The organism is Burkholderia sp. 28_3 (genome assembly GCF_003253915.1).
In the GTDB taxonomy this organism is placed as follows: domain Bacteria; phylum Pseudomonadota; class Gammaproteobacteria; order Burkholderiales; family Burkholderiaceae; genus Burkholderia; species Burkholderia cenocepacia.
The window spans coordinates 152,767-174,633 of record NZ_QKZF01000012.1 but is presented as its reverse complement, the minus strand read 5'-3'; the positions used below and the strand labels follow the sequence as shown (position 1 = coordinate 174,633).

The 21,867-nt window shown below is 67.4% G+C and carries 22 protein-coding genes and 1 pseudogene; 9 read left to right on the top strand and 14 right to left on the bottom strand.

All coding sequences use genetic code 11. The features are described from left to right. Positions 1 to 241 precede the first annotated feature (241 nt). Both DFS13_RS24045 and DFS13_RS24040 read left to right on the top strand, forming a co-directional pair. Positions 242 to 1,045, top strand: coding sequence for an inositol monophosphatase family protein (locus DFS13_RS24045; protein WP_006493635.1), 804 nt, complete (start codon positions 242 to 244; stop codon positions 1,043 to 1,045). A 307-nt stretch (positions 1,046 to 1,352) separates the two neighbouring features. After that, positions 1,353 to 2,975, top strand: a complete 1,623-nt coding sequence (locus DFS13_RS24040) for an NAD(P)/FAD-dependent oxidoreductase (protein ID WP_034201564.1) — start codon at positions 1,353 to 1,355, stop codon at positions 2,973 to 2,975. Between the two features lie 122 nt (positions 2,976 to 3,097). Here DFS13_RS24040 and DFS13_RS24035 read toward each other — a convergent pair whose 3' ends face one another. Beyond that, positions 3,098 to 3,424, bottom strand: a complete 327-nt coding sequence (locus DFS13_RS24035) for an EthD family reductase (RefSeq protein ID WP_034201563.1) — start codon at positions 3,422 to 3,424, stop codon at positions 3,098 to 3,100. 352 nt (positions 3,425 to 3,776) lie between these two features. On the opposite strand from DFS13_RS24035, the gene mutS reads away from it, so the two are divergent. Both mutS and DFS13_RS24020 read left to right on the top strand, forming a co-directional pair. Further along, entirely contained in the window at positions 3,777 to 6,434 is a 2,658-nt protein-coding gene (gene mutS / locus DFS13_RS24025) for a DNA mismatch repair protein MutS (RefSeq protein WP_006498640.1), read from the top strand. 4 nt (positions 6,435 to 6,438) lie between these two features. Continuing rightward, positions 6,439 to 7,686, top strand: a complete 1,248-nt coding sequence (locus DFS13_RS24020; RefSeq protein WP_111442219.1) for a hypothetical protein — start codon at positions 6,439 to 6,441, stop codon at positions 7,684 to 7,686. Here DFS13_RS24020 and DFS13_RS24015 read toward each other — a convergent pair. Beyond that, complete coding sequence (locus DFS13_RS24015; protein WP_006498638.1) at positions 7,666 to 8,208, bottom strand: peptidylprolyl isomerase; 543 nt, start codon at positions 8,206 to 8,208, stop codon at positions 7,666 to 7,668. The two genes, DFS13_RS24020 and DFS13_RS24015, sit on opposite strands and share 21 nt — an antisense overlap. A 32-nt stretch (positions 8,209 to 8,240) precedes the next feature. On the opposite strand from DFS13_RS24015, the gene DFS13_RS24010 reads away from it, so the two are divergent. Together DFS13_RS24010 and DFS13_RS41170 are read left to right on the top strand one after the other, a co-directional pair. Then, positions 8,241 to 9,461, top strand: a complete 1,221-nt coding sequence (locus DFS13_RS24010; RefSeq protein WP_058901596.1) for a cupin domain-containing protein — start codon at positions 8,241 to 8,243, stop codon at positions 9,459 to 9,461. Between the two features lie 56 nt (positions 9,462 to 9,517). Then, positions 9,518 to 9,764, top strand: a pseudogene (locus DFS13_RS41170) (hypothetical protein). Here the strand turns inward: DFS13_RS41170 and DFS13_RS40375 are convergent. From DFS13_RS40375 to DFS13_RS23950, 11 genes are all read right to left on the bottom strand, one after another. Further along, complete coding sequence (locus tag DFS13_RS40375) at positions 9,765 to 10,031, bottom strand: hypothetical protein (protein WP_162482215.1); 267 nt, start codon at positions 10,029 to 10,031, stop codon at positions 9,765 to 9,767. A gap of 40 nt (positions 10,032 to 10,071) precedes the next feature. Then, entirely contained in the window at positions 10,072 to 10,848 is a 777-nt protein-coding gene (locus DFS13_RS23995) for an MBL fold metallo-hydrolase (RefSeq protein ID WP_006498636.1), read from the bottom strand. Positions 10,849 to 10,852: 4 nt separating this feature from the next. After that, entirely contained in the window at positions 10,853 to 11,998 is a 1,146-nt protein-coding gene (bamC, locus tag DFS13_RS23990) for an outer membrane protein assembly factor BamC (RefSeq protein ID WP_006487057.1), read from the bottom strand. A 111-nt stretch (positions 11,999 to 12,109) separates the two neighbouring features. After that, positions 12,110 to 13,012, bottom strand: a complete 903-nt coding sequence (dapA, locus tag DFS13_RS23985; RefSeq protein WP_006487058.1) for a 4-hydroxy-tetrahydrodipicolinate synthase — start codon at positions 13,010 to 13,012, stop codon at positions 12,110 to 12,112. Between the two features lie 46 nt (positions 13,013 to 13,058). After that, the gene (locus DFS13_RS23980; protein ID WP_080324342.1) at positions 13,059 to 13,661 is read right to left on the bottom strand and encodes a bifunctional 2-polyprenyl-6-hydroxyphenol methylase/3-demethylubiquinol 3-O-methyltransferase UbiG; all 603 of its coding nucleotides are present in this window, start codon (positions 13,659 to 13,661) and stop codon (positions 13,059 to 13,061) included. A gap of 8 nt (positions 13,662 to 13,669) precedes the next feature. After that, positions 13,670 to 14,872, bottom strand: a complete 1,203-nt coding sequence (locus DFS13_RS23975; protein WP_006487046.1) for a tryptophan--tRNA ligase — start codon at positions 14,870 to 14,872, stop codon at positions 13,670 to 13,672. Between the two features lie 8 nt (positions 14,873 to 14,880). Further along, positions 14,881 to 15,543, bottom strand: coding sequence for a site-2 protease family protein (locus tag DFS13_RS23970; RefSeq protein WP_060213510.1), 663 nt, complete (start codon positions 15,541 to 15,543; stop codon positions 14,881 to 14,883). Positions 15,544 to 15,590: 47 nt separating this feature from the next. After that, positions 15,591 to 16,223: an L-threonylcarbamoyladenylate synthase gene (locus DFS13_RS23965; protein ID WP_006487045.1), complete on the bottom strand. Its 633-nt coding sequence runs from the start codon at positions 16,221 to 16,223 to the stop codon at positions 15,591 to 15,593. Positions 16,224 to 16,292: 69 nt separating this feature from the next. Beyond that, entirely contained in the window at positions 16,293 to 17,123 is an 831-nt protein-coding gene (locus tag DFS13_RS23960; RefSeq protein WP_034178618.1) for a 3',5'-nucleoside bisphosphate phosphatase, read from the bottom strand. Positions 17,124 to 17,204: 81 nt separating this feature from the next. Next, positions 17,205 to 18,095, bottom strand: a complete 891-nt coding sequence (locus tag DFS13_RS23955; RefSeq protein ID WP_034201557.1) for an alpha/beta fold hydrolase — start codon at positions 18,093 to 18,095, stop codon at positions 17,205 to 17,207. 177 nt (positions 18,096 to 18,272) lie between these two features. Continuing rightward, a complete protein-coding gene (locus DFS13_RS23950) occupies positions 18,273 to 19,130 on the bottom strand; it encodes a ferritin-like domain-containing protein (RefSeq protein ID WP_012492704.1) in 858 nt (285 codons plus the stop codon). A gap of 143 nt (positions 19,131 to 19,273) precedes the next feature. Here DFS13_RS23950 and DFS13_RS23945 point away from each other — a divergent pair, with 143 nt between their 5' ends. The 3 genes from DFS13_RS23945 to DFS13_RS23935 all read left to right on the top strand — a co-directional run bounded on the left by DFS13_RS23945 (position 19,274) and on the right by DFS13_RS23935 (position 21,277). Then, positions 19,274 to 19,798, top strand: coding sequence for a gamma carbonic anhydrase family protein (locus tag DFS13_RS23945; RefSeq protein ID WP_006478410.1), 525 nt, complete (start codon positions 19,274 to 19,276; stop codon positions 19,796 to 19,798). Positions 19,799 to 19,823: 25 nt separating this feature from the next. Further along, on the top strand, positions 19,824 to 20,774 hold the full coding sequence (gene hslO, locus DFS13_RS23940; RefSeq protein ID WP_006485303.1) for an Hsp33 family molecular chaperone HslO: 951 nt from the start codon (positions 19,824 to 19,826) through the stop codon (positions 20,772 to 20,774). Positions 20,775 to 20,911: 137 nt separating this feature from the next. After that, complete coding sequence (locus DFS13_RS23935; RefSeq protein ID WP_034201555.1) at positions 20,912 to 21,277, top strand: hypothetical protein; 366 nt, start codon at positions 20,912 to 20,914, stop codon at positions 21,275 to 21,277. Positions 21,278 to 21,369: 92 nt separating this feature from the next. Here the strand turns inward: DFS13_RS23935 and ftsB are convergent, their stop codons facing one another. Then, entirely contained in the window at positions 21,370 to 21,795 is a 426-nt protein-coding gene (ftsB, locus tag DFS13_RS23930) for a cell division protein FtsB (protein WP_006485304.1), read from the bottom strand. Positions 21,796 to 21,867 lie beyond the last annotated feature (72 nt).

Here is a 21,867-nt window from a genome sequence, read left to right as displayed (position 1 = left end):
CCATCGCTCCCGCAAACCCACTCGTCCGGATGGCCAGTGGGGGTTTCCCCGCATTCCGGTCGCCTGAAACCGCCAAAAATCGGGTAAAATCATGCCTTTACGCGTTGCGCCGCGGCGCAGCGCGGGTCGTACCCCGCTCTTTGTCAATTCGCGTCTCACCTCGCCCCGGCACGCTTGCGCCGTTCCGGGCGGTTGTCCCACTTCGTGGCGGCCCGTGCCGCCGGCTACAGGATCCAGGCTCATGCATCCCATGCTCAACATTGCTGTCAAGGCTGCGCGCCGCGCCGGACAGATCATCAATCGCGCGTCCCTCGATCTCGACCTGATCGAGATCCGCAAGAAGCAACAGAACGACTTCGTCACCGAAGTGGACAAGGCCGCCGAAGACGCGATCATCGAGACGCTGAAGACCGCCTACCCCGACCACGCGATCCTCGCGGAGGAATCGGGCGAATCCGACAACGAATCCGAATTCAAGTGGATCATCGATCCGCTCGACGGCACGACCAACTTCATCCACGGCTTCCCGTATTACTGCGTATCGATCGCGCTCGAGCACAAGGGCGTCGTCACGCAGGCCGTCGTCTACGATCCGAACAAGAACGACCTGTTCACGGCCACCCGCGGCCGCGGCGCATACCTGAACGACCGCCGCATCCGCGTCGGCCGCCGCGACCGCCTGGCAGACGCACTGGTCGGCACGGGCTTCCCGTTCCGCGAGAAGGACGGCCTCGACGCCTATGCGCGCCTCTTCACCGAAATGACGCAGGCCTGCACGGGCCTGCGCCGTCCGGGCGCGGCGGCGCTCGATCTCGCGAACGTCGCGGCCGGGCGCCTCGACGCGTTCTTCGAGCAAGGCATCAACGTGTGGGACATGGCAGCGGGCAGCCTGCTGATCACCGAGGCCGGCGGCCTCGTCGGGAACTACACGGGCGACGCCGATTTCCTGCATCGCCACGAGATCGTCGCCGCGAACCCGAAGATCTACGCGCAGATGATCCCGATCCTGAACCGCTACAGCCGCGTGCATCCGGCAGCGGAGTAAGCCCGGGCCGCGCCCGCGTGGCGCGGCTTTCGCGCAAACCGCTCGCAGGCATCGTCACGCTGGCGCGCCGATCGCCCCGGAACGCGGGACAATCTTCCGTGCACACGGGTCGCTTCGTGCGCCTATCCTGAAGTTGCCCGAGTTGCCTGGGGCCGGCCGGCGTATCGCCGCCCGCGCCGCTGGTCGCGCAATGCCAGCGAAGGGTTTGCGTCCGGCATGCCCGCGCGGCGACAACGCCGCCGCCGGCATGCCGGCCCCGCCTGTATCAACACCGCCACGGCGCCGTGGCAATCGCATCCGAGTCCTCATGTTACGGCTAAGCGAAATTAAACTCCCCCTCGACCACCCCGAGAGCGCGCTCGAGGCCGCAATTCGCGCGCGCCTCGCGGAGCTTGGCGTGGCGGCAGACGGGCTGCTCCGTTACACCGTGTTCCGCCGCGCGCACGACGCGCGCAAGCGCGCGGACATCAAGCTCACGTACATCGTCGATGTCGAAGTCAAGGACGAAGCGGCCGCGCTCAAGCACATCGCCGGCAAGCCGCATTGCGGCGTGACGCCCGACATGGCGTACCACTTCGTCACGAAGGCGCCCGAACACGCCGATTTCCTGCGCCCGGTCGTGATCGGCATGGGGCCGTGCGGCCTGTTCGCGGGGCTGATCCTCGCGCAGATGGGGTTCCGTCCCATCATCCTCGAACGCGGCAAGGCCGTGCGCGAACGCACCAAGGACACGTTCGGCCTGTGGCGCAAGAGCGTGCTCAATCCCGAATCCAACGTGCAGTTCGGCGAAGGCGGCGCAGGGACGTTCTCCGACGGCAAGCTGTACAGCCAGATCAAGGATCCGAACCACTATGGCCGCAAGGTGCTCGACGAATTCGTCAAGGCCGGCGCGCCCGAGGACATCCTGTACCTGAGCCGCCCGCACATCGGCACGTTCCGCCTCGTCAGCATGGTGGAAAAAATGCGCGCGTCGATCCACGAACTCGGCGGCGAAGTGCGCTTCGAAACCCGTGTCGACGATATCGAAATCGACCAGGGCAAGGTGCGCGCGCTCAAGCTGTCGAACGGGGAAACGTTGCGGTGCGACCGCGTGGTGCTGGCCGTGGGCCACAGCGCGCGCGACACGTTCCAGATGCTGCACGACCGCGGCGTCTATATCGAAGCGAAACCGTTCTCGCTCGGTTTCCGCATCGAGCATCCGCAGGGGTTGATCGACCGCAGCCGCTTCGGCAAGTTCGCGGGTCACAAGCAGCTCGGCGCGGCCGACTACAAGGTGGTCCACCACTGCAGCAACGGGCGCGCGGTCTACAGCTTCTGCATGTGCCCGGGCGGCACGGTGGTCGCCGCGACCTCGGAGCCGGGCCGCGTCGTCACCAACGGGATGAGCCAGTATTCCCGCGCCGAGCGCAATGCGAATGCGGGCATCGTCGTCGGCATCACGCCGGACGACTATCCGGGCGGCCCGCTCGCCGGCATCGCGTTCCAGCGCAAATGGGAAGAACGCGCGTTCGAACTCGGCGGCGGCGATTACCGCGCGCCGGGCCAGCTGGTCGGCGATTTCATCGCGGGCCGGCCGTCGACGTCGCTGGGCTCCGTGGAGCCGTCGTACAAGCCCGGCGTGAATCCGACCGACCTCAGCACCGCGCTGCCGGACTACGTGATCGAAGCGATCCGCGAGGCGCTGCCCGAGATCGACAAGAAGATCGCCGGCTTCGCGATGCACGACGCCGTGCTCACCGGCGTGGAGACACGCACGTCGTCGCCGATCCGGATTCGCCGGAAGGACGACTACCAGAGCATGAATGTCGAAGGCCTGTATCCGGCCGGCGAAGGCGCCGGCTATGCGGGCGGCATCTATTCGGCCGCGATCGACGGTATCGAAGTCGCGCAAGCGGTGGCGCTCAGCCTGATGTCGGGACACGCGTCCTGAACTGCGGGACAGGGCCGGCGCACGCAGGTTCGTGACCTGGGCGCGGCCGGCCTGCCTGCGCCGCGACAGCGCGGGCGCCACACCATACGCGGATGCGGTGCCGGGCGATAGCCGAACCTCGGTCAGTCTTCCGAACGCTCCACGACCACCTCGCTGATTTGCAGCACCGGTTGTATATCCGTGTAATTGGCGATGTCGGCCATGATCTCCTGCGCGTGCGGGTCGCGGGCTGCCTGGAAAGCTTCGACGGACGTACAGACGAAGTCACACTTGGCCACGTAAACCGGGTCGGTGCCAGGCGCACCGCCTGCGATGCCCTTGTCCACCGTGTAGTACAGACATGCCGCGCCGAGTCGCTGTTTCACCATCGGCATATGCGTCTCGCGGTAGTACGCATGGTCGAATCGCGCGCCTGCGGTGTACGGATACATGACACTGACTTTGATCATCGGATTGGTTCTCCTGTTGCGGCACGGTAATCGAGGCGCCGCCGCCCGCGAGACGAGGCCGAGGTCGCCGATACAGGCATGGCCGACCTTTGTTCCGGAATCGGTGTACTCGTTCTTGCGATTGTAAGCACCGGTGAACCCGTCTTGCCAGTTCGGTGGCAACGGGTGCCCCATGATGCCGCAGCGGCTCGGTGCTGTCAGATGCTTTGCAGGTCGGCAGCCGGGAGAAGCCGTCTTTCAAATCGCGACTGCCCGGCACCACCGGCAATCGACCGAATGGCCAACTTCGCACGTTCACGTCGACGCCACTGGTAAACTCGGGCAACCCAAGCAACAACTTCATGCCTGACCTATGACCACGCTGTCGCCCGAGGCCTTTGCCGGCCACACCCCGATGATGCAGCAGTACCTGCGCATCAAGGCCGATCATCCGGACACGCTCGTCTTCTACCGGATGGGCGACTTCTACGAGTTGTTCTTCGAGGATGCGGAAAAAGCGGCGCGCCTGCTCGACCTGACCCTCACGCAGCGCGGCGCGTCGGCCGGCACACCGATCAAGATGGCCGGCGTCCCGCATCACGCGGTCGAGCAATACCTGGCGAAGCTCGTGAAGATGGGCGAATCGGTCGCGATCTGCGAGCAGATCGGCGATCCGGCCACGTCGAAGGGCCCGGTCGAACGCAAGGTCGTGCGCGTCGTCACGCCCGGCACGCTGACCGATGCCGCGCTGCTGTCCGACAAGAACGACGTCTACCTGCTCGCGATGTGCACCGGCCACAACAAGCGTGGCGTCGCGGTCAATATCGGCCTCGCGTGGCTGAACCTCGCGAGCGGCGCATTGCGGCTCGCCGAAATCGAGCCCGAGCAGCTTGCCGCCGCGCTCGAACGCATCCGGCCGGCCGAAATCCTGACGCCGGACGGTGCAACCGACGCCATTCCGGCCGGCGCGGGCGCCAGCAAGCGCGTGCCGGCCTGGCACTTCGACATCGCGTCGGGCACGCAGCGCCTGTGCGACCAGCTCGATGTCGCGAGCCTCGACGGATTCGGTGCGCATTCGCTGACGAGCGCGTGCGGCGCGGCCGGCGCGCTGCTGCTCTATGCCGCGGCCACGCAAGGCCAGCAACTGCGGCACGTGCGCAGCCTGAAGGTCGAGAACGAAACCGAATACATCGGGCTCGACCCGGCCACGCGCCGCAACCTCGAACTGACCGAGACGCTGCGCGGCACCGAGTCGCCCACGCTGTATTCGCTGCTCGACACCTGCTGCACGACGATGGGCAGCCGTCTGCTGCGTCACTGGCTGCATCACCCGCCGCGTGCGTCGGTCGCCGCGCAGTCGCGCCAGCAGGCGATCGGCGCGCTGCTCGACGCGCCGGCCAACGCGAGCCTCGATGCGCTGCGCAGCGCGCTGCGCCAGATCGCCGACGTCGAACGGATCACCGGGCGGCTCGCGCTGCTGTCCGCGCGCCCGCGCGACCTGTCGAGCCTGCGCGACACGTTCGCCGCGCTGCCGGCGCTGCGCGAGCGCATCGGCGCGATCGTCGCGAACGCAGATGCGCTCGCGCGCGTCGACGCGGCGCTCGCGCCGCCCGCCGAATGCCTCGACCTGCTGACGAGCGCGATCGCCACCGAGCCGGCCGCGATGGTGCGCGACGGCGGCGTGATTGCGCGCGGCTACGATGCCGAGCTCGACGAGCTGCGCGACATTTCGGAGAACTGCGGTCAGTTCCTGATCGATCTCGAAGCGCGCGAGCGCGCGCGCACCGGCATCGCGAACCTGCGTGTCGAATACAACAAGGTGCACGGCTTCTACATCGAGGTCACGCGCGGCCAGACCGACAAGGTGCCCGACGATTACCGCCGCCGCCAGACGCTGAAGAACGCCGAGCGCTACATCACGCCGGAACTGAAGACCTTCGAGGACAAGGCGCTGTCCGCGCAGGAACGCGCGTTGGCGCGCGAGCGCGCGCTGTACGACTCGGTGCTGCAGGCGCTGCTGCCGTTCATCCCCGAATGCCAGCGCGTCGCCTCGGCCCTCGCCGAGCTCGACCTGCTCGCCGCCTTCGCCGAACGCGCACGCGCGCTCGACTGGGTCGCGCCGACCTTCACCGACGAGATCGGCATCGAAATCGAACAGGGTCGCCATCCGGTCGTCGAAGCGCAGGTCGAGCAGTTCATCGCGAACGACTGCCGGTTCGGTCCCGAACGCAAGCTGCTGTTGATCACCGGCCCGAACATGGGTGGTAAGTCGACGTTCATGCGGCAGACCGCGCTGATCGCGCTGATGGCGTACGTCGGCAGCTACGTGCCGGCGAAGTCGGCCTGCTTCGGCCCGATCGACCGGATCTTCACGCGCATCGGCGCGGCTGACGATCTCGCGGGCGGCCGCTCGACCTTCATGGTCGAGATGACCGAAGCCGCGGCGATCCTCAACGACGCGACGCCGCAAAGCCTCGTGCTGATGGACGAGATCGGCCGCGGCACGTCGACCTTCGACGGCCTCGCGCTCGCCTGGGCCATCGCGCGCCACCTGCTGGCGCACAACGCGTGCTACACGCTGTTCGCGACGCACTACTTCGAGCTGACGCAACTGCCGGCCGAGTTCCCGCAAGCGGCGAATGTCCATCTGTCGGCCGTCGAGCACGGCCACGGCATCGTGTTCCTGCACGCGGTGAACGAGGGCCCGGCGAACCAGAGCTACGGCCTTCAGGTCGCGCAGCTCGCGGGCGTCCCGGCACCGGTGATCCGCGCCGCGCGCAAGCACCTCGCGTATCTCGAACAGCAGTCGGCGTCGCAGCACACGCCGCAACTCGACCTGTTCAGCGCGCCGCCGGCGGCAATCGACGACCTCGAATGCGCGGACGCGCCGGCGCTGCCTGACACGCCACATCCGGCGCTCGAAAAGCTGCGCGACATCGATCCCGACGATCTCAAGCCGCGCGAGGCGCTCGACCTGCTGTACGAGCTGCGCACGCTGGTCCGGTCGCACGATGCCGACGGGCACGCGTAAGCGCATGCCGCGGGGCCTGCCAGCCCGCGCCGCCGCCGCGCTCGTCACGGCGGCGCTTGCCTACGCGCAGGCGGATGCGCTGGCCGCGCCACCCAAGCGCAGCGCGGCGCCCTACTCGTTCGCCGTCGTGTCGGGCGTCATCAACGTCCCGGCGGACGAGCCGGCCGCGCAGCGGCTGCTCGATGCGATCGCACGCGAACGCAACCTCGCGTTCGTCGTCTACGCGGGCGATCTCAAAGGCTCGAAGGAAGCATGCCGCGACGCGCTGTATTCGCAGCGCGGCGCGATCCTGGATTCAGCACGCGTGCCGCTCGTGTTCATTCCCGGCCACGACGACTGGATCGCCTGCAACACGGCGGCCGGCGGCGGCTACGACCCGGTCGAGCGGCTCGATTTCCTGCGGCAGACGCTGCTCGCCGATTCGGTGCTGCCCGACCCCGGTGCGCTGCAGATCACGCGCGAGAGCGAAGTCGCGCGGTTCCGGCCGTATCGCGAGAACGCACGCTGGATGCGCGACGACATCGTCTACGTCGCCCTCAATGCACCGGCGCCGAACAATCATTATTTGACGGCGGGCGGCCGCAACGGCGAATTCGAGGATCGCATCATCGCGAACGGCTTCTGGATCGACCACGCAGCCGAATATGCGAAGCGGCGCGAGGCGCGCGCGATGGTGGTGATTTTCGAAGGCGATCCACAGTTCGAACGCTATGAACGCGCGGAGCGCTTCGCGTGGCTGCGTTTCAACCGGCCGCGCGTGCGCGACGGCTTCCGTGAGCTGAAACGAACGCTGGTGAAGGCGGCGGCGACATTCCGCGGCCCGATCCTGGTGATGCATGCGAGCGGCGAACCGCTGGCGAACGGCTTTCTGATCGATCGTCCGCTGCATGCCGACGACGGTGAACTGGTAGGAAACGTGACGCGCGTCGCGATCGGACCGCGCCATCCGGCGAATCAGTGGGTGAAGGTGAGCGTCTCGCCGGCGCGGCAGACGATCTTCAACGTGAGCCTCCAGGAGGTGCCGAAGAACCTGCCGTTGCCGCCCACGCTGCCGCTCGTGCCGCGCGACGACGTGCCGCTGCCGCAGATGCCGGAAATTCCTGCGCTGCCGGCGCTGCCCGACGCGTCGTCGGTCGCGCCGCCGCTGCAGGGCGACGGCGCCGCACCGGGCGGCGCGTCGTGGCCGGCACCGCCTCCCGCATCGGGGCCGGCGCCGGGCCTGCCGGCAAGCTCAGTGCAGGGTACGCCCTGACGGCGCTTCGCCGTCTTCGTCGTCGTCCTCGTCGATGATCTCGAGCCCTTCCGCGCCATGCGCGTGCTCGTGCTCGATTTCGTCTTCGGTGGCTTCGCGGACGTCCTTCACGGTCAGCGCGAAACGCAGCGCCATGCCGGCCAGCGGGTGATTGCCGTCGAGCACGACCTTGTCTTCGGCGATATCGGTGACCGTGTAGATCAGCGAGTCGACTTCCTCGTCACCGTCTTCCGGCGTGCCTTCGAACTGCATGCCGACCTCGAGGGGCTCGGGAAAACGGTCGCGCGGCTCGATCTTCACGAGTTCGGGATCGTAGTCGCCGAACGCGTCCTGCGGCTCGAGCTGAACCTGTGCCTGGTAGCCCGCCTCGTGGCCGTCGAGCTGTTCCTCGATCTTGGGGAACGTGCCATCATAGCCGCCGTGCAGATAGACCATCGGCTCGTCGCTTTCCTCGATCAGATTGCCCTGTGCGTCCGACAGCTTGTAAGTGACCGACACGACGGTGTTTTTTGCGATTTTCATCCAATTCTCCCAAATACAAGTCTCATTATACGATGCGCAACCGGTCTCAAGCCGAACCGCGGGATGCCGCTGCCGCCCCGCTCGGCGCGCCGCCTTCCGATCTTCCCACGCCGCTGCTCGGCGGCCTCACGCCGGCGCAATTCATGCGCGGCTACTGGCAAAAGAAGCCGCTGCTGATCCGCCAGGCGATCCCCGGCGTCACGTCGCCGGTCACGCGCGATGCATTGTTCGAGCTCGCCGCCGACTATGACGCGGAATCGCGATTGATCACCCATTTTCGTAACAAGTGGCAACTGGCGCACGGTCCGTTTGAGCCCGATTCGCTGCCTTCGGTCACGCGCAAATCCTGGACCCTGCTCGTGCAGGGGCTCGACCTGCACGTCGACGCCGCGCGCGCGTTGCTCGACCGCTTCCGTTTCATCCCCGACGCGCGGCTGGACGACCTGATGATCTCGTATGCGACCGACGGCGGCGGCGTCGGCCCGCACTTCGATTCGTATGACGTATTCCTGCTGCAGGTCGAAGGCCGGCGCCGCTGGCGGGTCGGCGCGCAGAAGGATCTGTCGCTGCAGCCGGACGTGCCGCTGAAGATCCTCGAAAACTTCGAGCCGAGCGACGAATGGGTGCTGGAACCCGGCGACATGCTGTACCTGCCGCCGCACATCGCGCACGATGGCGTCGCCGAAGGCGAATGCATGACCTGCTCGATCGGCTTCCGGGCCCCGTCCGCCGGCGAGCTGGGCGCCCAGTTCCTGTACTACCTCGCGGAGCGCGGCGGCCTGCGCGACGCGAACGGGGACGACCTCTACCGCGATCCGAAGCAGCCGGCCGTCGACGCGCCCGCGCAACTGCCGCCGGCCATGGTCGAACGTGTCGCCGAGATCGTCGATGCGATCCGCTGGCGCAAGCGCGACGTCGCCGAATTCCTCGGCTGCTACCTGAGCGAGCCCAAATCCAACGTCGTTTTCGACCCGCCCGAGCGTCCGCTGTCCGAAGCCGCGTTCGTCACGCAAGCGTCACGCCGTGGCGTGTGTCTCGACAGAAGGGCCGCATTGATGTATAACGCGCGCTCGTACTTCATTAATGGCGAGGAAGGACCGCTCGAGCAAGCCGGTGAATGGCTGCCCGAACTGGCCAATCAACGCCAGATGGAGGCGAAACGGTTTGTAACACTATCCCGGGTTCCTTCAATGACAGCCTTGTTGCACGAGTGGTATCGTGCGGGCTGGATACGGGTCGGAAACCGGAATTAGTGTGAGTCGCCCCGTATGCCCGTACAGATCAAATTCTGTATGGGAAAGACAACGTATTGACCCCGCATTTGTCGACGGTCGATAGGAAAGTGCATATAATTTCCGCCCAAGCCGTAGGGAAGATTCACGCTCTAAGAAGTGCATCTCCACCAGCGGCCCAGGTCGGTGTTGGAGCACATTACCGGTATTGTTTCGCGCTGTTGCTTACCTTTAACCATAAAAGGACGTGATCATGAAGAAATCCCTCCTCGTAGCTTCCCTGTTGGCTGCTGTTGCACTGGCTGCTTGCAACAAGAGCGCTGATCAAGCTGCTTCGTCGGCTGCAAGCGACGCGGCTGCTGCTGCTTCGTCGGCTGCTTCGGCAGTTGCTGGTGCTGCGAGCGACGCTTCGGCTGCTGCTTCGTCGGCAACGGCTGCTGCGAGCGACGCTGCTGCTGCAGTGGCGTCGGCTGCTTCGGCAGCGACGGCTGCTCCGGCTTCGGGCGCAAGCCAGTAAGCCTTCAGCATCAGCTGAAAAAAAACCGGCCCGAGGGCCGGTTTTTTTACGTCTGCCGCTTTCGAATCGAGCACCCGGCAGCCGTGTCGAGCCGCCGCGGCGGCCCTCCCCCGCTCATCCGAGCATCAGCCAGTCGAAGCCCGCGTCCTGCGAGGCCACGATCACGTCTTCCCCGTCCGTCCCAAGCACACCGCCAAACGCCTGGCGGGCCAGTTCCGGCAGGTTGTTCTGCTGGCTCAGATGGGCCGCCACCAGGTGCTGGAGACGGCTGCGTTCGAGCGACGCGAGAATCTCGGCCGCCGCGTCGTTGCTCAGGTGGCCGTGGTTGCCGCCGATCCGCGCCTTCAGCGACTGCGGATAGCGGCTGGCGGCCAGCATCGCGGTATCGTGGTTGGATTCGAGCACCAGCGCGTCACAGCCGCTCAGGACGGCCGTGATGTGCGGCGTGGCCATTCCGACGTCCGTCAGCACGCCGAGCCGGCGGCTTCCGTCCATGAAGACGAACTGGAGCGGCTCCCGCGCGTCGTGGGGGACCGTATAGGGCATCACGGCCAGATCGCGTATCGCGGCCGTCTCGTCGCCCCACAGCACGTGGAGATCGACATCGGCCTCGTCCGCGGCGACCGCACGCGCGGTGCCCCAGCTCATGTAGAGCGGCAACGACGCGCGACGCGCGAGCGTCAGCGCGCTGCCGACGTGGTCGCTGTGTTCATGGGTAATGAGGATCGCGTCGAGATCGGCGACGCCGAGATTCAGCCGGCCGAGCCGGCGCTCGACCTCCTTGGCGGAAAAGCCGCAGTCGAGCAGCACGCGGGTGGTCGTCGTGCCGCTCGAGGCCTCGACGACCAGCGCGTTGCCTTCGCTGCCGCTTCCGAGGCTGGCGAATCGCACGCGCTCAGTTCAGCTGCGCGTGCAGCAGCGAAATGAGCCGCTGCGCGTCCGACGAGTTGTCGATCTGGCCATTCGCGCCGACCACCGCGACCTGCGTGCCGCCATTGCCCTGTGCACGCACGTTGATCAGATATTCCTTGCCGGGCTTGGCTGCCGACGGGCCGCCGTAGAACAGCTTGCCGAACAGGCCGTCACGCTTGAGCTCTTCCATCGAATTCGCGTAGCGCACGGTGTACACGCCCTTCTCGCGATCGCGATTGTCGACCGTGAAGTTGGTCCGGTCGAGCGCCAGGCCCACGCGCAGCCACGCGCGGTCGAACGACTCGGCCAGTTGCAGCGTCGCCGCGCCGCCGCTCGTATCGCTGACCTGCGCCGGCGCCGTCGCGGGACGCGCATCGGTCAACAGCTGCTTCGCCTGCGCGTCGGTCAGGCCGAACTTCTGCATCAGCTTCGACAGGAACACGGCTTCGAGCACCGGATTGCGCGGACGCTCTTCCCAGCGCGACGACGTGCCGCCCTGCGGGCCGACCATCATTTCTTCCATCGCGCTGTGCGTGATCGAGATGTCGGTGTTGCCGTCCGACGTGCGGTTCACGAGCGTGCGGAAGCGGTCGCGCGTGCCCGACGAATACGCGAAATCGATGACCCGGCCGATCGTGCGGCGGAACCAGTCGTCCGGAATGTTCGCGCGGTTCTCGGCCCAGTCGGTGGCCATGATGCCCGTCGACGGCGCATCGGTCTTCAGCGAGAAGCCGTTCTCCTGCCAGAATTCCTTCAGGATCGGCCACAGCTGCTCGGGCGTGCGGCCGTCGACGACGAGCCAGCGGCGATCGCCGTCGCGCTCGATATGCATGCCGAGCGGATCCTGCGCGCTCGGGATGCCGTCGGTCGCATTGCCTGCTTGCGTCGTAGCCCGCGGCGGCAGCGTGCCGAGCCCGGCGTTGGTCGGCGGCGCGACGAACTGCTGCGTCGTCGGGACCGGCTTCAGGTCGCTCGGCACCGCGAGCGGCGGCGCCGACCCGGTGTTCTTGTAGTTGACCCGGTCAGGGGCCAGGTAGTCGTTCAGCGTATCGCAGCCAGCGAGCGCGCCCAGCGCCAGCGCCACCACCGACAGCTGGATGGCGCGAGAGGAAAAGGCGAAACGTTTCATGAAATCCTTCGTCTTGCTAGAACGCTCGTCAGGAGCGGCGCCGGACGGAGCCGGCCGGTGCGGGTTGATCAGGGGTCGAGCCGGCGGCCGCAGGACGCGGCCGCCTCGGCATCAGAGGACGCCGGCCTCGACGAGGGCCGAACGCACGGCATCGTGGCAGCGCTCGTCGAGCGCCGTGAGCGGCAGCCGGATGCCGCCCTGCATCTTGCCCATCGCCTGCAGCGCCCACTTCACCGGGATCGGGTTCGCTTCGATGAACAGGTTCTTGTGCAGCGACAGCAGCTTCATGTGCAGCGCGCGGGCCGTCTGCACGTCGCCGGCCAGCGCCGCGCGGCACAGCTCGCTCATCGCGCGCGGCGCGACGTTCGCGGTCACCGAGATGTTGCCGTGGCCGCCGAGCAGCATCAGCGCGATCGCGGTCGGATCGTCGCCGCTGTAGATCGCGAAGTGCTTCGGCGCGGCCTTGATCAGGTGCGCGGCACGATCGATGTTGCCGGTCGCTTCCTTCACGCCGATGATGCCCGGCACGTCAGCGAGGCGCAGCGTCGTCTCGTGCGCCATGTCCGCGACCGTCCGGCCCGGCACGTTGTACAGGATCACCGGCAGGTCGACCGCTTCGGCGATCGTCCGGAAGTGGCGGTACATGCCTTCCTGCGTCGGCTTGTTGTAGTACGGCACGACCTGCAGCGTCGCGTCCGCGCCGACGGCCTTCGCATGCTTCGTCAGCTCGATCGCCTCGGCGGTCGAATTGCCGCCCGCGCCCGCGATGATCGGGATGCGTTTCGCCGCATGCTCGACCGCCGTGCGGATCATCAGGATGTGCTCTTCGACGTTGAGCGTTGCCGATTCGCCGCTCGTACCGACGACGACCAGCGCATCGGTGCCTTCCGCGATGTGCCAGTCGATCAGTTTGCGAAACGCCGGCAGGTCGAGACTGCCGTCTTCGAGCATCGGGGTGACGATCGCGGGGATGCTGCCGCGGATTTGAATGCCGTCTTGGGTGCCGTTAGCCATGAAACGCGATTGATTGTGTACCGGTAAACGTTGAGATTGTAGCGGATTAGCCGGGCAGTTCGTAACGTGGAATTCCCGCCCCCGCCTTCGGGGTCGCGCCCTCGCGCACTGCGCTCAGACGCTGGACGAACGCCTCGCGCGGCGCGGCGATGAAACCGTCCTCGTACGCGACCACCCGCAGGTGGCCGTGCACGGCGTCCAGCAGCTCGCCCGGGGCGAGCAGGAACGCGGGGTTGGACGGTTTTCCGACCGTTTCGTTTCCTTGCGCGAAAGTTTCGTAGATCAGCACGCCGCCCGACGCCACGGCATCGCGCAGATGGGGCCAGAGCGGGCGATGCAGATAGTTCGTGACGATCACGGCCGCGAACCGCTCGCCGGCCGGCAGCGGCCATGGCGCGCCTTCGAGATCGGCCTCGCGGGCGTCGACGCCGGGAATCGCGCGCAACGCGGCAAGCGCGGCCGGATCGCGGTCGAGCGCGACGACCGGATGCCCGCGCGACGCGAACCAGCGCGCATGGCGGCCGCCGCCCGCGGCGACGTCGAGCACCGCGCCGCCGGCCGGCACGAGCCGCGCCCATTGCGCGACCCAGCGCGACGGCCCGGCCTGGCCGACGTGACCGCCCGCGGCGGCGATGACGGATTCGCTCATGCGCCGGATCAGTTGTACGACAGGCCCATCGCGTCGCGCACGTCGCGCATCGTTTCCGTCGCGTACTTGCGCGCCTTGTCGCAACCGTCCGCGACGATCGCGCGCAGCAGCGACGGATCGTCCATGTACTTCTGCGCACGCTCGAGCATCGGCTGCTGTTCGCGCAGGATGCCTTCGACGACCGGCTGCTTGCAGTCGAGGCAGCCGATACCCGCCGAGCGACAGCCCTTCTGCACCCACTCGTGCGTCGCTTCGTCCGTGTAGACCTGGTGAAGCTGCCACACCGGGCACTTGTCGGGATCGCCCGGATCGGTGCGGCGCACGCGCGCGGGATCGGTCGGCATCGTGCGGACCTTCTTCGTGATCGTCTCGGCGTCTTCGCGCAGGCCAATCGTGTTGCCGTACGACTTGGACATCTTCTGCCCGTCGAGGCCCGGCATCCGCGACGCTTCGGTCAGCAGCGCCTGCGGCTCGACCAGGATGATCTTGCGCGCGCCTTCGAGATAGCCGAACAGGCGCTCGCGGTCGCTCATCGACAGGCTTTGCGATTCCTGCAGCATCGCGCGCGCCTGTTCGAGCGCCTCGTCATCGCCCTCCTGCTGGTACGCATTGCGCAGCTCGTGATAGAGCTTCGCGCGCTTGCCGCCGAGCTTCTTCGCGGCTTCGAGCGCCTTCTCCTCGAAACCGGGCTCGCGGCCGTACAGGTAGTTGAAGCGGCGCGCGATCTCGCGCGTCATCTCGACGTGCGGCACCTGGTCCTCGCCGACCGGCACGAGCGAGCCGCGATACAGCAGGATGTCGGCGGCCATCAGCACCGGGTAGCCGAGGAAGCCGTAGGTGGACAGGTCCTTGTCCTTCAGCTTCTCCATCTGCTCCTTGTAGGTCGGCACGCGTTCGAGCCAGCCGAGCGGCGTGCTCATGCCGAGCAGCAGTGCGAGTTCCGCGTGCTCGGGCACCTTGCTCTGGATGAACAGCGTCGCCTGCGCCGGATCGATGCCGGACGCGAGCCAGTCGATCAGCACGTCCCACACGTTCTTCTCGATGACCTCGGGCGTCTCGTAGTGCGTCGTCAGCGCGTGCCAGTCGACGACGCAGAAGAAGCACGGGTACTCGGACTGCAGCTTCACCCAGTTTTTCAGCACGCCGTGGTAATGACCGAGGTGCAGCGACCCGGTGGGTCGCATGCCGGAGAAAATACGTTCTGGGAACATGATTGTCGTTAGAAAAGCGAGGCGAAGGGAGACAGGATGGCGCTCAGGACGGCGTAGCCGACATTGACGAGCGGACGCAGCCAGAAGTTCGTCAGCACGCCCGTCGTGACGAGCACGAGGACGATGATGAAACCGTACGGCTCGATGCGCGACAGCGCGAGCGATTGCCTGGTCGGCAGCAGCGCCGCCAGGATGCGGCCGCCGTCGAGCGGCGGCAGCGGAAACAGGTTCAGCACGCCGAGCACGAGGTTCGCGCTGACGCCGGCGAGCGCCATCCGCGTGAAGAACGGCTCGTCGACACCCACGGCCGGCAGCACGAGGGTCAGCAGGCCCCAGACGAGCGCCTGCACGAAGTTGCACGCGGGCCCAGCGAGCGCGACCCACAAACTGCCCCAGCGCGGATTGCGCAGGTTGCCGAACGACACCGGCACCGGCTTCGCATAGCCGAACAGGAACGCGCCGCCGGTCAGGAAGTACATCGCGAGCGGAATCGCGATCGTGCCGAGCGGGTCGATGTGGCGCATCGGATTGAACGACACGCGCCCCATCACGTAGGCGGTATTGTCGCCGAGCAGGCGCGCGGCGTAGCCATGCGCGGCCTCGTGCAGCGTGATCGCGAAGATCACGGGCAGCGCGTAGACGGCGATGGTCTGTATCAGGGAAGCATCCATATCGCGTTATTGTAACAAGCGCACTCGCGCAAAAATGGCACCGCGCGTCATGCGGCCGAGAGTCCGAACGGTTCGAGTGCCCCGCGCCCCGCGCGGATGAGTTCGGGCGCGTCGCCGGTCAGGTCGATCACCGTCGACGGTTCGCGCGGGCACGCGCCGCCGTCGATCACGAGGTCGACCTGTTTCTCGAGCCGCGTGCGGATTTCCTCGGGATCGTTCAGCGGTTCGTCGTCCGGCGGCAGGATCAGCGTCGTGCCGAGCAGCGGCTGGCCGAGCGACTCCAGCAGCGCGAGCGTGATCGCGTGATCGGGCACGCGCAGCCCGATCGTCTTGCGCGACGGATGCGACAGCCGGCGCGGCACTTCCTTCGTCGCCTGCAGGATGAACACGTATGGGCCCGGCGTCACCGACTTGATCTGCCGGTACTGGCGGTTGTCGACCATCGCGAAGTTGGCGAGCTCCGACAGGTCGCGCACCAGCAGCGACAGGTGCTGCTTCTCGTCGAGGCCGCGAATCCGGCGCACGCGCTCGACCGCGTCCTTGTCGTCGAGATGGCACGCGAGCGCATAGCTCGAATCGGTCGGCATCGCGATCACGCCGCCCTTGCTGACGATCTCCACCGCCTGCTTGATCAGGCGCGGCTGCGGATTATCCGGATGAATCCTGAAGAACTGGGACATGGGGACACGTAAAGAGGGGGAAGTCGGATGCGCGCATCGGCAACGCGGGCGGCCCGAAGCCGCCCGGCGTCAGAGCCAGCGCTCCCAGACCGGTGTCAGGTCGGGCGGCAACGGCGGCAGGCTGCCGAGCTCGATGCGGCCCTCGCCGGGCGCATGGAAATCCGAGCCGCGCGACACTTCGAAGCCGAAGCGGCGCGCCACGTCCGCGTATTCGCGGTACTGGTCGGGCGTGTGGCTGCCCGTGATGACCTCGATCGCGCGGCCGCCGAGATCGATGAACTCGCCGAAGAATGCGTCGAATTCGACCGGCGTATAGCGATAGCGGCCCGGGTGCGCGACCACCGCTTCGCCGCCCGCCGCGCGGATCCAGCCGACCGCGTCGGACAGGGACGCCCAGCGATGCGGGACGAAGCCGGGCTTGCCGTCGCCGAGCAGGCGGTCGAATACGTCCGACGTCGATTCGGCATGGCCGTTTTCAACGAGAAAGCGCGCGAAGTGCGTGCGCGAAATCAGGTCGGGATTCGATACGTATTTCAGCGCGCCTTCGTACGCGCCGGGAATGCCGAGCGTCGCGAGCTGCTCCGCGATCGCCAGCGCGCGCGCCGCGCGGCCGTGGCGCGTGCGGTACAGGCCGTCGACCAGCGCCGGATGGGCGGGATCGATGTGCAGGCCGACGATGTGCACGGTGCGCGATGCCCACGTGACCGAGATCTCGACGCCGCTCAGGTAGCGCATGCCGAGCGCTTCCGCCTCGCTGCGCGCCGCCGCCTGGCCGCCGATCTCGTCGTGGTCGGTCAGCGCCCACAGGGTCACGCCGCCCGCATGCGCGCGGCGCGCGACGTCGGCAGGCGACAGCAACCCGTCGGAAACATTGGAATGGCAGTGGAGATCGGCGTTCATTGTCGGCATGGCAGGTAAGGCTTCATTCTACTGCAACGCGGCAATTGCGCCGCCTGCCTGCCCTGCCGCGGCGCCACGCGCCTACGCGCAGAACGCCTCGATCAACGCCGCGATCTGCTCGGGCTGGTCGTGATGCACCATGTGGCCGGCATCCTCGACGAGCTTCTCGCGCCAGTCGGGGAATGCGTCGAAGCGCGCCTTGAATTCGGGTAGCGGGATGTCGCCGGCGAGATGCGCGAGCGTCGGCGAATTGACCGCCTCGACGTGCAGTACCTTCGCGCGCACCTGCTTCCAGATCGCCATCACTTCGTCGAGCCGGTACAGCAGCGGGCCCGGCATCTTGTGCGCCGGATCGGCCAGCAGGTGGTAGAGGCCGTCGTCGCCGCGTTTCGACCAGTGCGCGGCGAGAAACGCGGCGCGGCGCGGGTCGAGCCGCGGATTGGTCTTGATCAGGCGCGCCGCCACGTCGTCGAGGGACGCATACGGCCGCAGCGCGGGCGGCTCGCGCAGCTCGTCCAGCCAGCCGCGCAGCCGGCGCGGCGCCTGTTCGGCGCGGGCCGGCGCGAGCCCGAACCCTTCGAGGTCGACCACTCGGCGCACGCGTTCCGGCCGGGCGCCGGCGTACAGGCACACGACGTTCGCACCCATGCTGTGTCCGACCAGGTTGACCTCGCCGGTCGGCGCGTAGCGGTCGACGAGCGCATCGAGGTCACCGAGGTATTCGTGGAACCAGTAGTGGCCGCCGCCCTGCCGCGCCACCGGCCAGTCGGACAGCCCGAAGCCGCGCGCATCGGGCGCGATCACCTGCCAGTCGCCCGCGAGCGCATCGACGACGAACTGGAACGACGCCGCGACGTCCATCCAGCCGTGCAGCATGAACAGCGTCGGCGCATCGGGCCGGCCCCAGCGCCGCACATGCAGCTGGACGCCGCGCACCGTGACGAAATCGGAAACAGAACTCGAGGCACTCATTGCAGCCGCCAAAAAAAGAATGGTCGTTCGATTATAGCGGCGGCGCCCCGGTTCCGGCGGCCGGCAATCGAGGTACCGCTCTAGCGGCGAGGTCTTACGGAGCCTGGCAGGAAGGCGCCATGGGCCGGCTGCGCAAGCCGGCCGGCGGCCAACCCGGCCCAGCCGGACGGGATCCGGCTAATGCGCGGCGCGCCCGTCCGCCGCGTCCTGCGCGGCCAGTTCGTCGAGTTCGGCCTGCTCGAAGCCGGCATCGCGCCGCGCATCGAAATTGAACGGGCCGCGCAGCCGTGGCGCGTGGTATTGCTCGGCGAGCTGCCGATAGGTCGGCACGGGGTCGCGGCCGGCAGCATCGCACAAATGGCGGAACCAGCGGTTGCCGATCGCGACATGGCCGATTTCGTCGCGCAGGATCACGTCGAGGATCGCGGCCGACGCATCGTCGCCCGCCTGCACGAGCCGCGCGCGGATCGGCGGCGACGCGTCGAGCCCGCGGGCCTCGAGCGTCCGCGGCACGAGCGCCATTCGCGCGAGCACATCGCCCCTGGTTCGCTCGCACATCTCCCACAGCCCGTTGTGCGCGGGAAAATCGCCGTATGCGTGCCCGAATGCCGCGAGCCGGTCGGACAGCAGCGTGAAATGATAGGCCTCCTCGGCCGCGACCTTCAGCCAGTCTGCATAGAACGCGTCGGGCATGCCCGCGAAGCGCCAGACGGCGTCGAGCGCCAGGTTGATCGCATTGAATTCGATATGGGCGAGCGCGTGCAGCAGCACGGCGCGCCCTTCGGGCGAGCGCATGCTGCGCCGCTCGAGCTGGCGCGGCTCGACGAGCGGCGGCCGCGCCGGGCGCCCGGGCAGATCGGCCGGTTCGCGCAGTTGCAGCGACGGCGCGATCGCGGCCTGCCCGGCCCGCAGCGCATCGTGCAGCGCGCGCACCCGCGCGGCCTTGGCCGCCGGCTCGGCAATACGCAGCGCGTCGAGCGCGACGCGACGCACACAGGCCGGCGCCTGGCCGAAAGAGGAAGACTCCATGCTCATAAACGGGGACACCTTGCGTACGCATCGCGGGAGCATCGGCACGCGACGGTTTACAATATGCGTTTGTTCCGCGGCGCCAGGCGCCGGGCAAACCGGACGCGCCATTCTACCGGCGCCCATCATCGAAGAGACAAGGAGACTCCGTGACGATCTACAAGCTGGGCGAGACGGCCCCGACGATCCACGAAAGCGTATTCGTCGCCGACACGGCGGCCATCATCGGCAAGGTCGTGCTCGAGGAAAACGCGAGCGTGTGGTTCGGCGCGACGATTCGCGGCGACAACGAGACGATTACGGTCGGCGCGGGCAGCAACGTCCAGGAAGGCGCGGTCCTGCATACCGACCCGGGCTTTCCGCTGACGATTGCCGAGAACGTGACGATCGGGCACCAGGCCATGCTGCACGGCTGCACGATCGGCGAAGGTTCGCTGATCGGGATTCAGGCGGTGGTCTTGAATGGCGCGGTCATCGGCCGCAACTGTCTGGTCGGTGCCGGCGCGGTCGTGACGGAAGGCAAGACGTTCCCGGACAACTCGCTGATTCTCGGCGCACCGGCAAAAGTCGTGCGCGAGTTGTCGGCGGAAGACGTCGCGCGGCTGCGCGCCAACGCGAAGACCTATGTCGAGCGACGCGCGCATTTCAAGGAGCAACTCGTGCGGATCGGGTGATTCGCACGGATTTCAAGGAAGAAGAGTGAGCGACCAGTTACAGAAATTCATGTTCAATGCGGCGCCTGTGCGCGGCGAGATCGTTTCGCTGCGCAACACGTGGCAGGAAGTGCTCGCCCGCCGCGACTACCCTGCCCCGGTGCGCACGGTGCTCGGCGAGATGATGGCCGCGTGCGCGCTGCTGTCCGCGAACCTGAAATTTCACGGCACCCTGATCATGCAGATCTTCGGCGACGGGCCGGTCCAGATGCTGGTCGTCCAGTGCGGGTCCGATCTGTCGATGCGGGCCACCGCGAAGTTCTCCGGCGACGCCGCGCAGACGATCGGCGACGACACGAGCTTCGCGGCGCTCGTCAACGCAAGCGGCCACGGCCGCTGCGTGATCACGCTCGATCCGGCCGACAAGCTGCCGGGCCAGCAGCCGTACCAGGGCATCGTGCCGCTGAACGGCGTCGACGGCCCGCTCGAATCGGTGTCGCAGGTACTCGAGCACTACATGCACCACTCGGAGCAGCTCGACACGCGGCTGTGGCTCGCGGCCGATCGCGACCGCGCGGTCGGCATGCTGCTGCAGAAGCTGCCTGGCGACGGCGGCATCGTGCCGCGCAACGCCGAAACCGATATCGACACGTGGGAACGCGTGTGCACGCTCGGCGGCACGCTGTCCGCGAAGGAGCTGCTCGAGGTCGAACCGGAAGTCGTGTTCCGCCGGCTGTTCTGGCAGGAAAACGTGCAGCACTTCGAACCGGCCGGCACGCGTTTCCAGTGTTCGTGCTCGCGCGAGAAGGTCGGCGCGATGCTGCGCATGCTCGGTCGTGAGGAAGTCGACAGCGTGATCGTCGAGCGCGGCCACGTCGAGATCCACTGCGAGTTCTGCAACCAGCGCTACGAATTCGATCCGGTCGACGTCGCGCAGCTGTTCGCGGCGCCCGGTGTCGAGACCGGCATCGCGCCCGCGACCGACCAGCGTCACTGAGCCGCGCGCCCGTGCCCGCCGCCGGCGCGGCACGGGCGCATAATGACGCACGAGCGCCGCACGCGCGGCTCCGGCGCCGGAGGCCCGACCTTCGGCACGAGCCGTTTTCCACGGCCGGCGCGCTGCAGGAGAAACACATGAGTCACCTCCGCCCCTTTGGCACCCTCCGCACCATCGCCCTGGCGAGCATGGCCGCCGGCACGCTCGCGCTTGCCGGCTGCGCGATGCCACCGCCGACCTCCACGATCCTGAGCCGCCTGCCCGAGCCGGGCGCGTCGGGCGGCCAGCCGCCCGTGCTGTCGAGCGCCGAACGCAAGCGCTACGACGAGATCGACCAGCAGGTCCTGCGCGAGCAGAACAGCGCAATGGCAGCCGAAGCGGCCGCGCGCGCGTGGGCCTATTACTCGCCGCCGCCCGTGACGGTCTACGGCGGGTACTACGGCGGATGGGGCAATCGCTGGGGCACGGGCGTCAGTTACGGCTACCCGGGCTGGTGGTGGTGAGCAGCAGGCGTCGCCCGATCGATTGACGACTCGCAGGAAATAAAAAAGCGCGGCATTTCCCGCGCTTTTTCAATGGGTTCGAGGTATCGCGCTCAGTGATGCGCCGCCTTGCCCTTGTCGCCGCCGTGATGCCGCGACGGCTTCGCGATCGACTGCGGATTCGGCACGACCCGCACCGGCGCCGCGGACACAGCGCCGCGCGTCGACGTATTCGACGGCGTGTTGTTCACCGGCCCCGCAGGCGCATTCGGCGACACGAACTGCACGAACACTTCGCCGTCCTTCACCATGCCCATCTCGTAGCGCGCACGCTCCTCGATCGCCGCGGTGCCGCTCTGCAGATCCTGCACTTCGCCGGCCGTGCGCTCGTTGCGCAGCTTCTCGTCCGCGTTTTTCTGAAGCTGGTCGTCGAGCTGCTGACGCAATTCATGCACCCGCAGCCAGCCGCCGTGTCCCCACCATAGGGGGTACTGAATGAGCGCCAGCAAGGCAATCAGGACGACAGTGACAAGCCGCATGTAAGAGACGCAGATATAAGAAGCGCCGCTCCGCGCACAGGCACAGAGCGGCGTCGAGATGACGAACCCGAT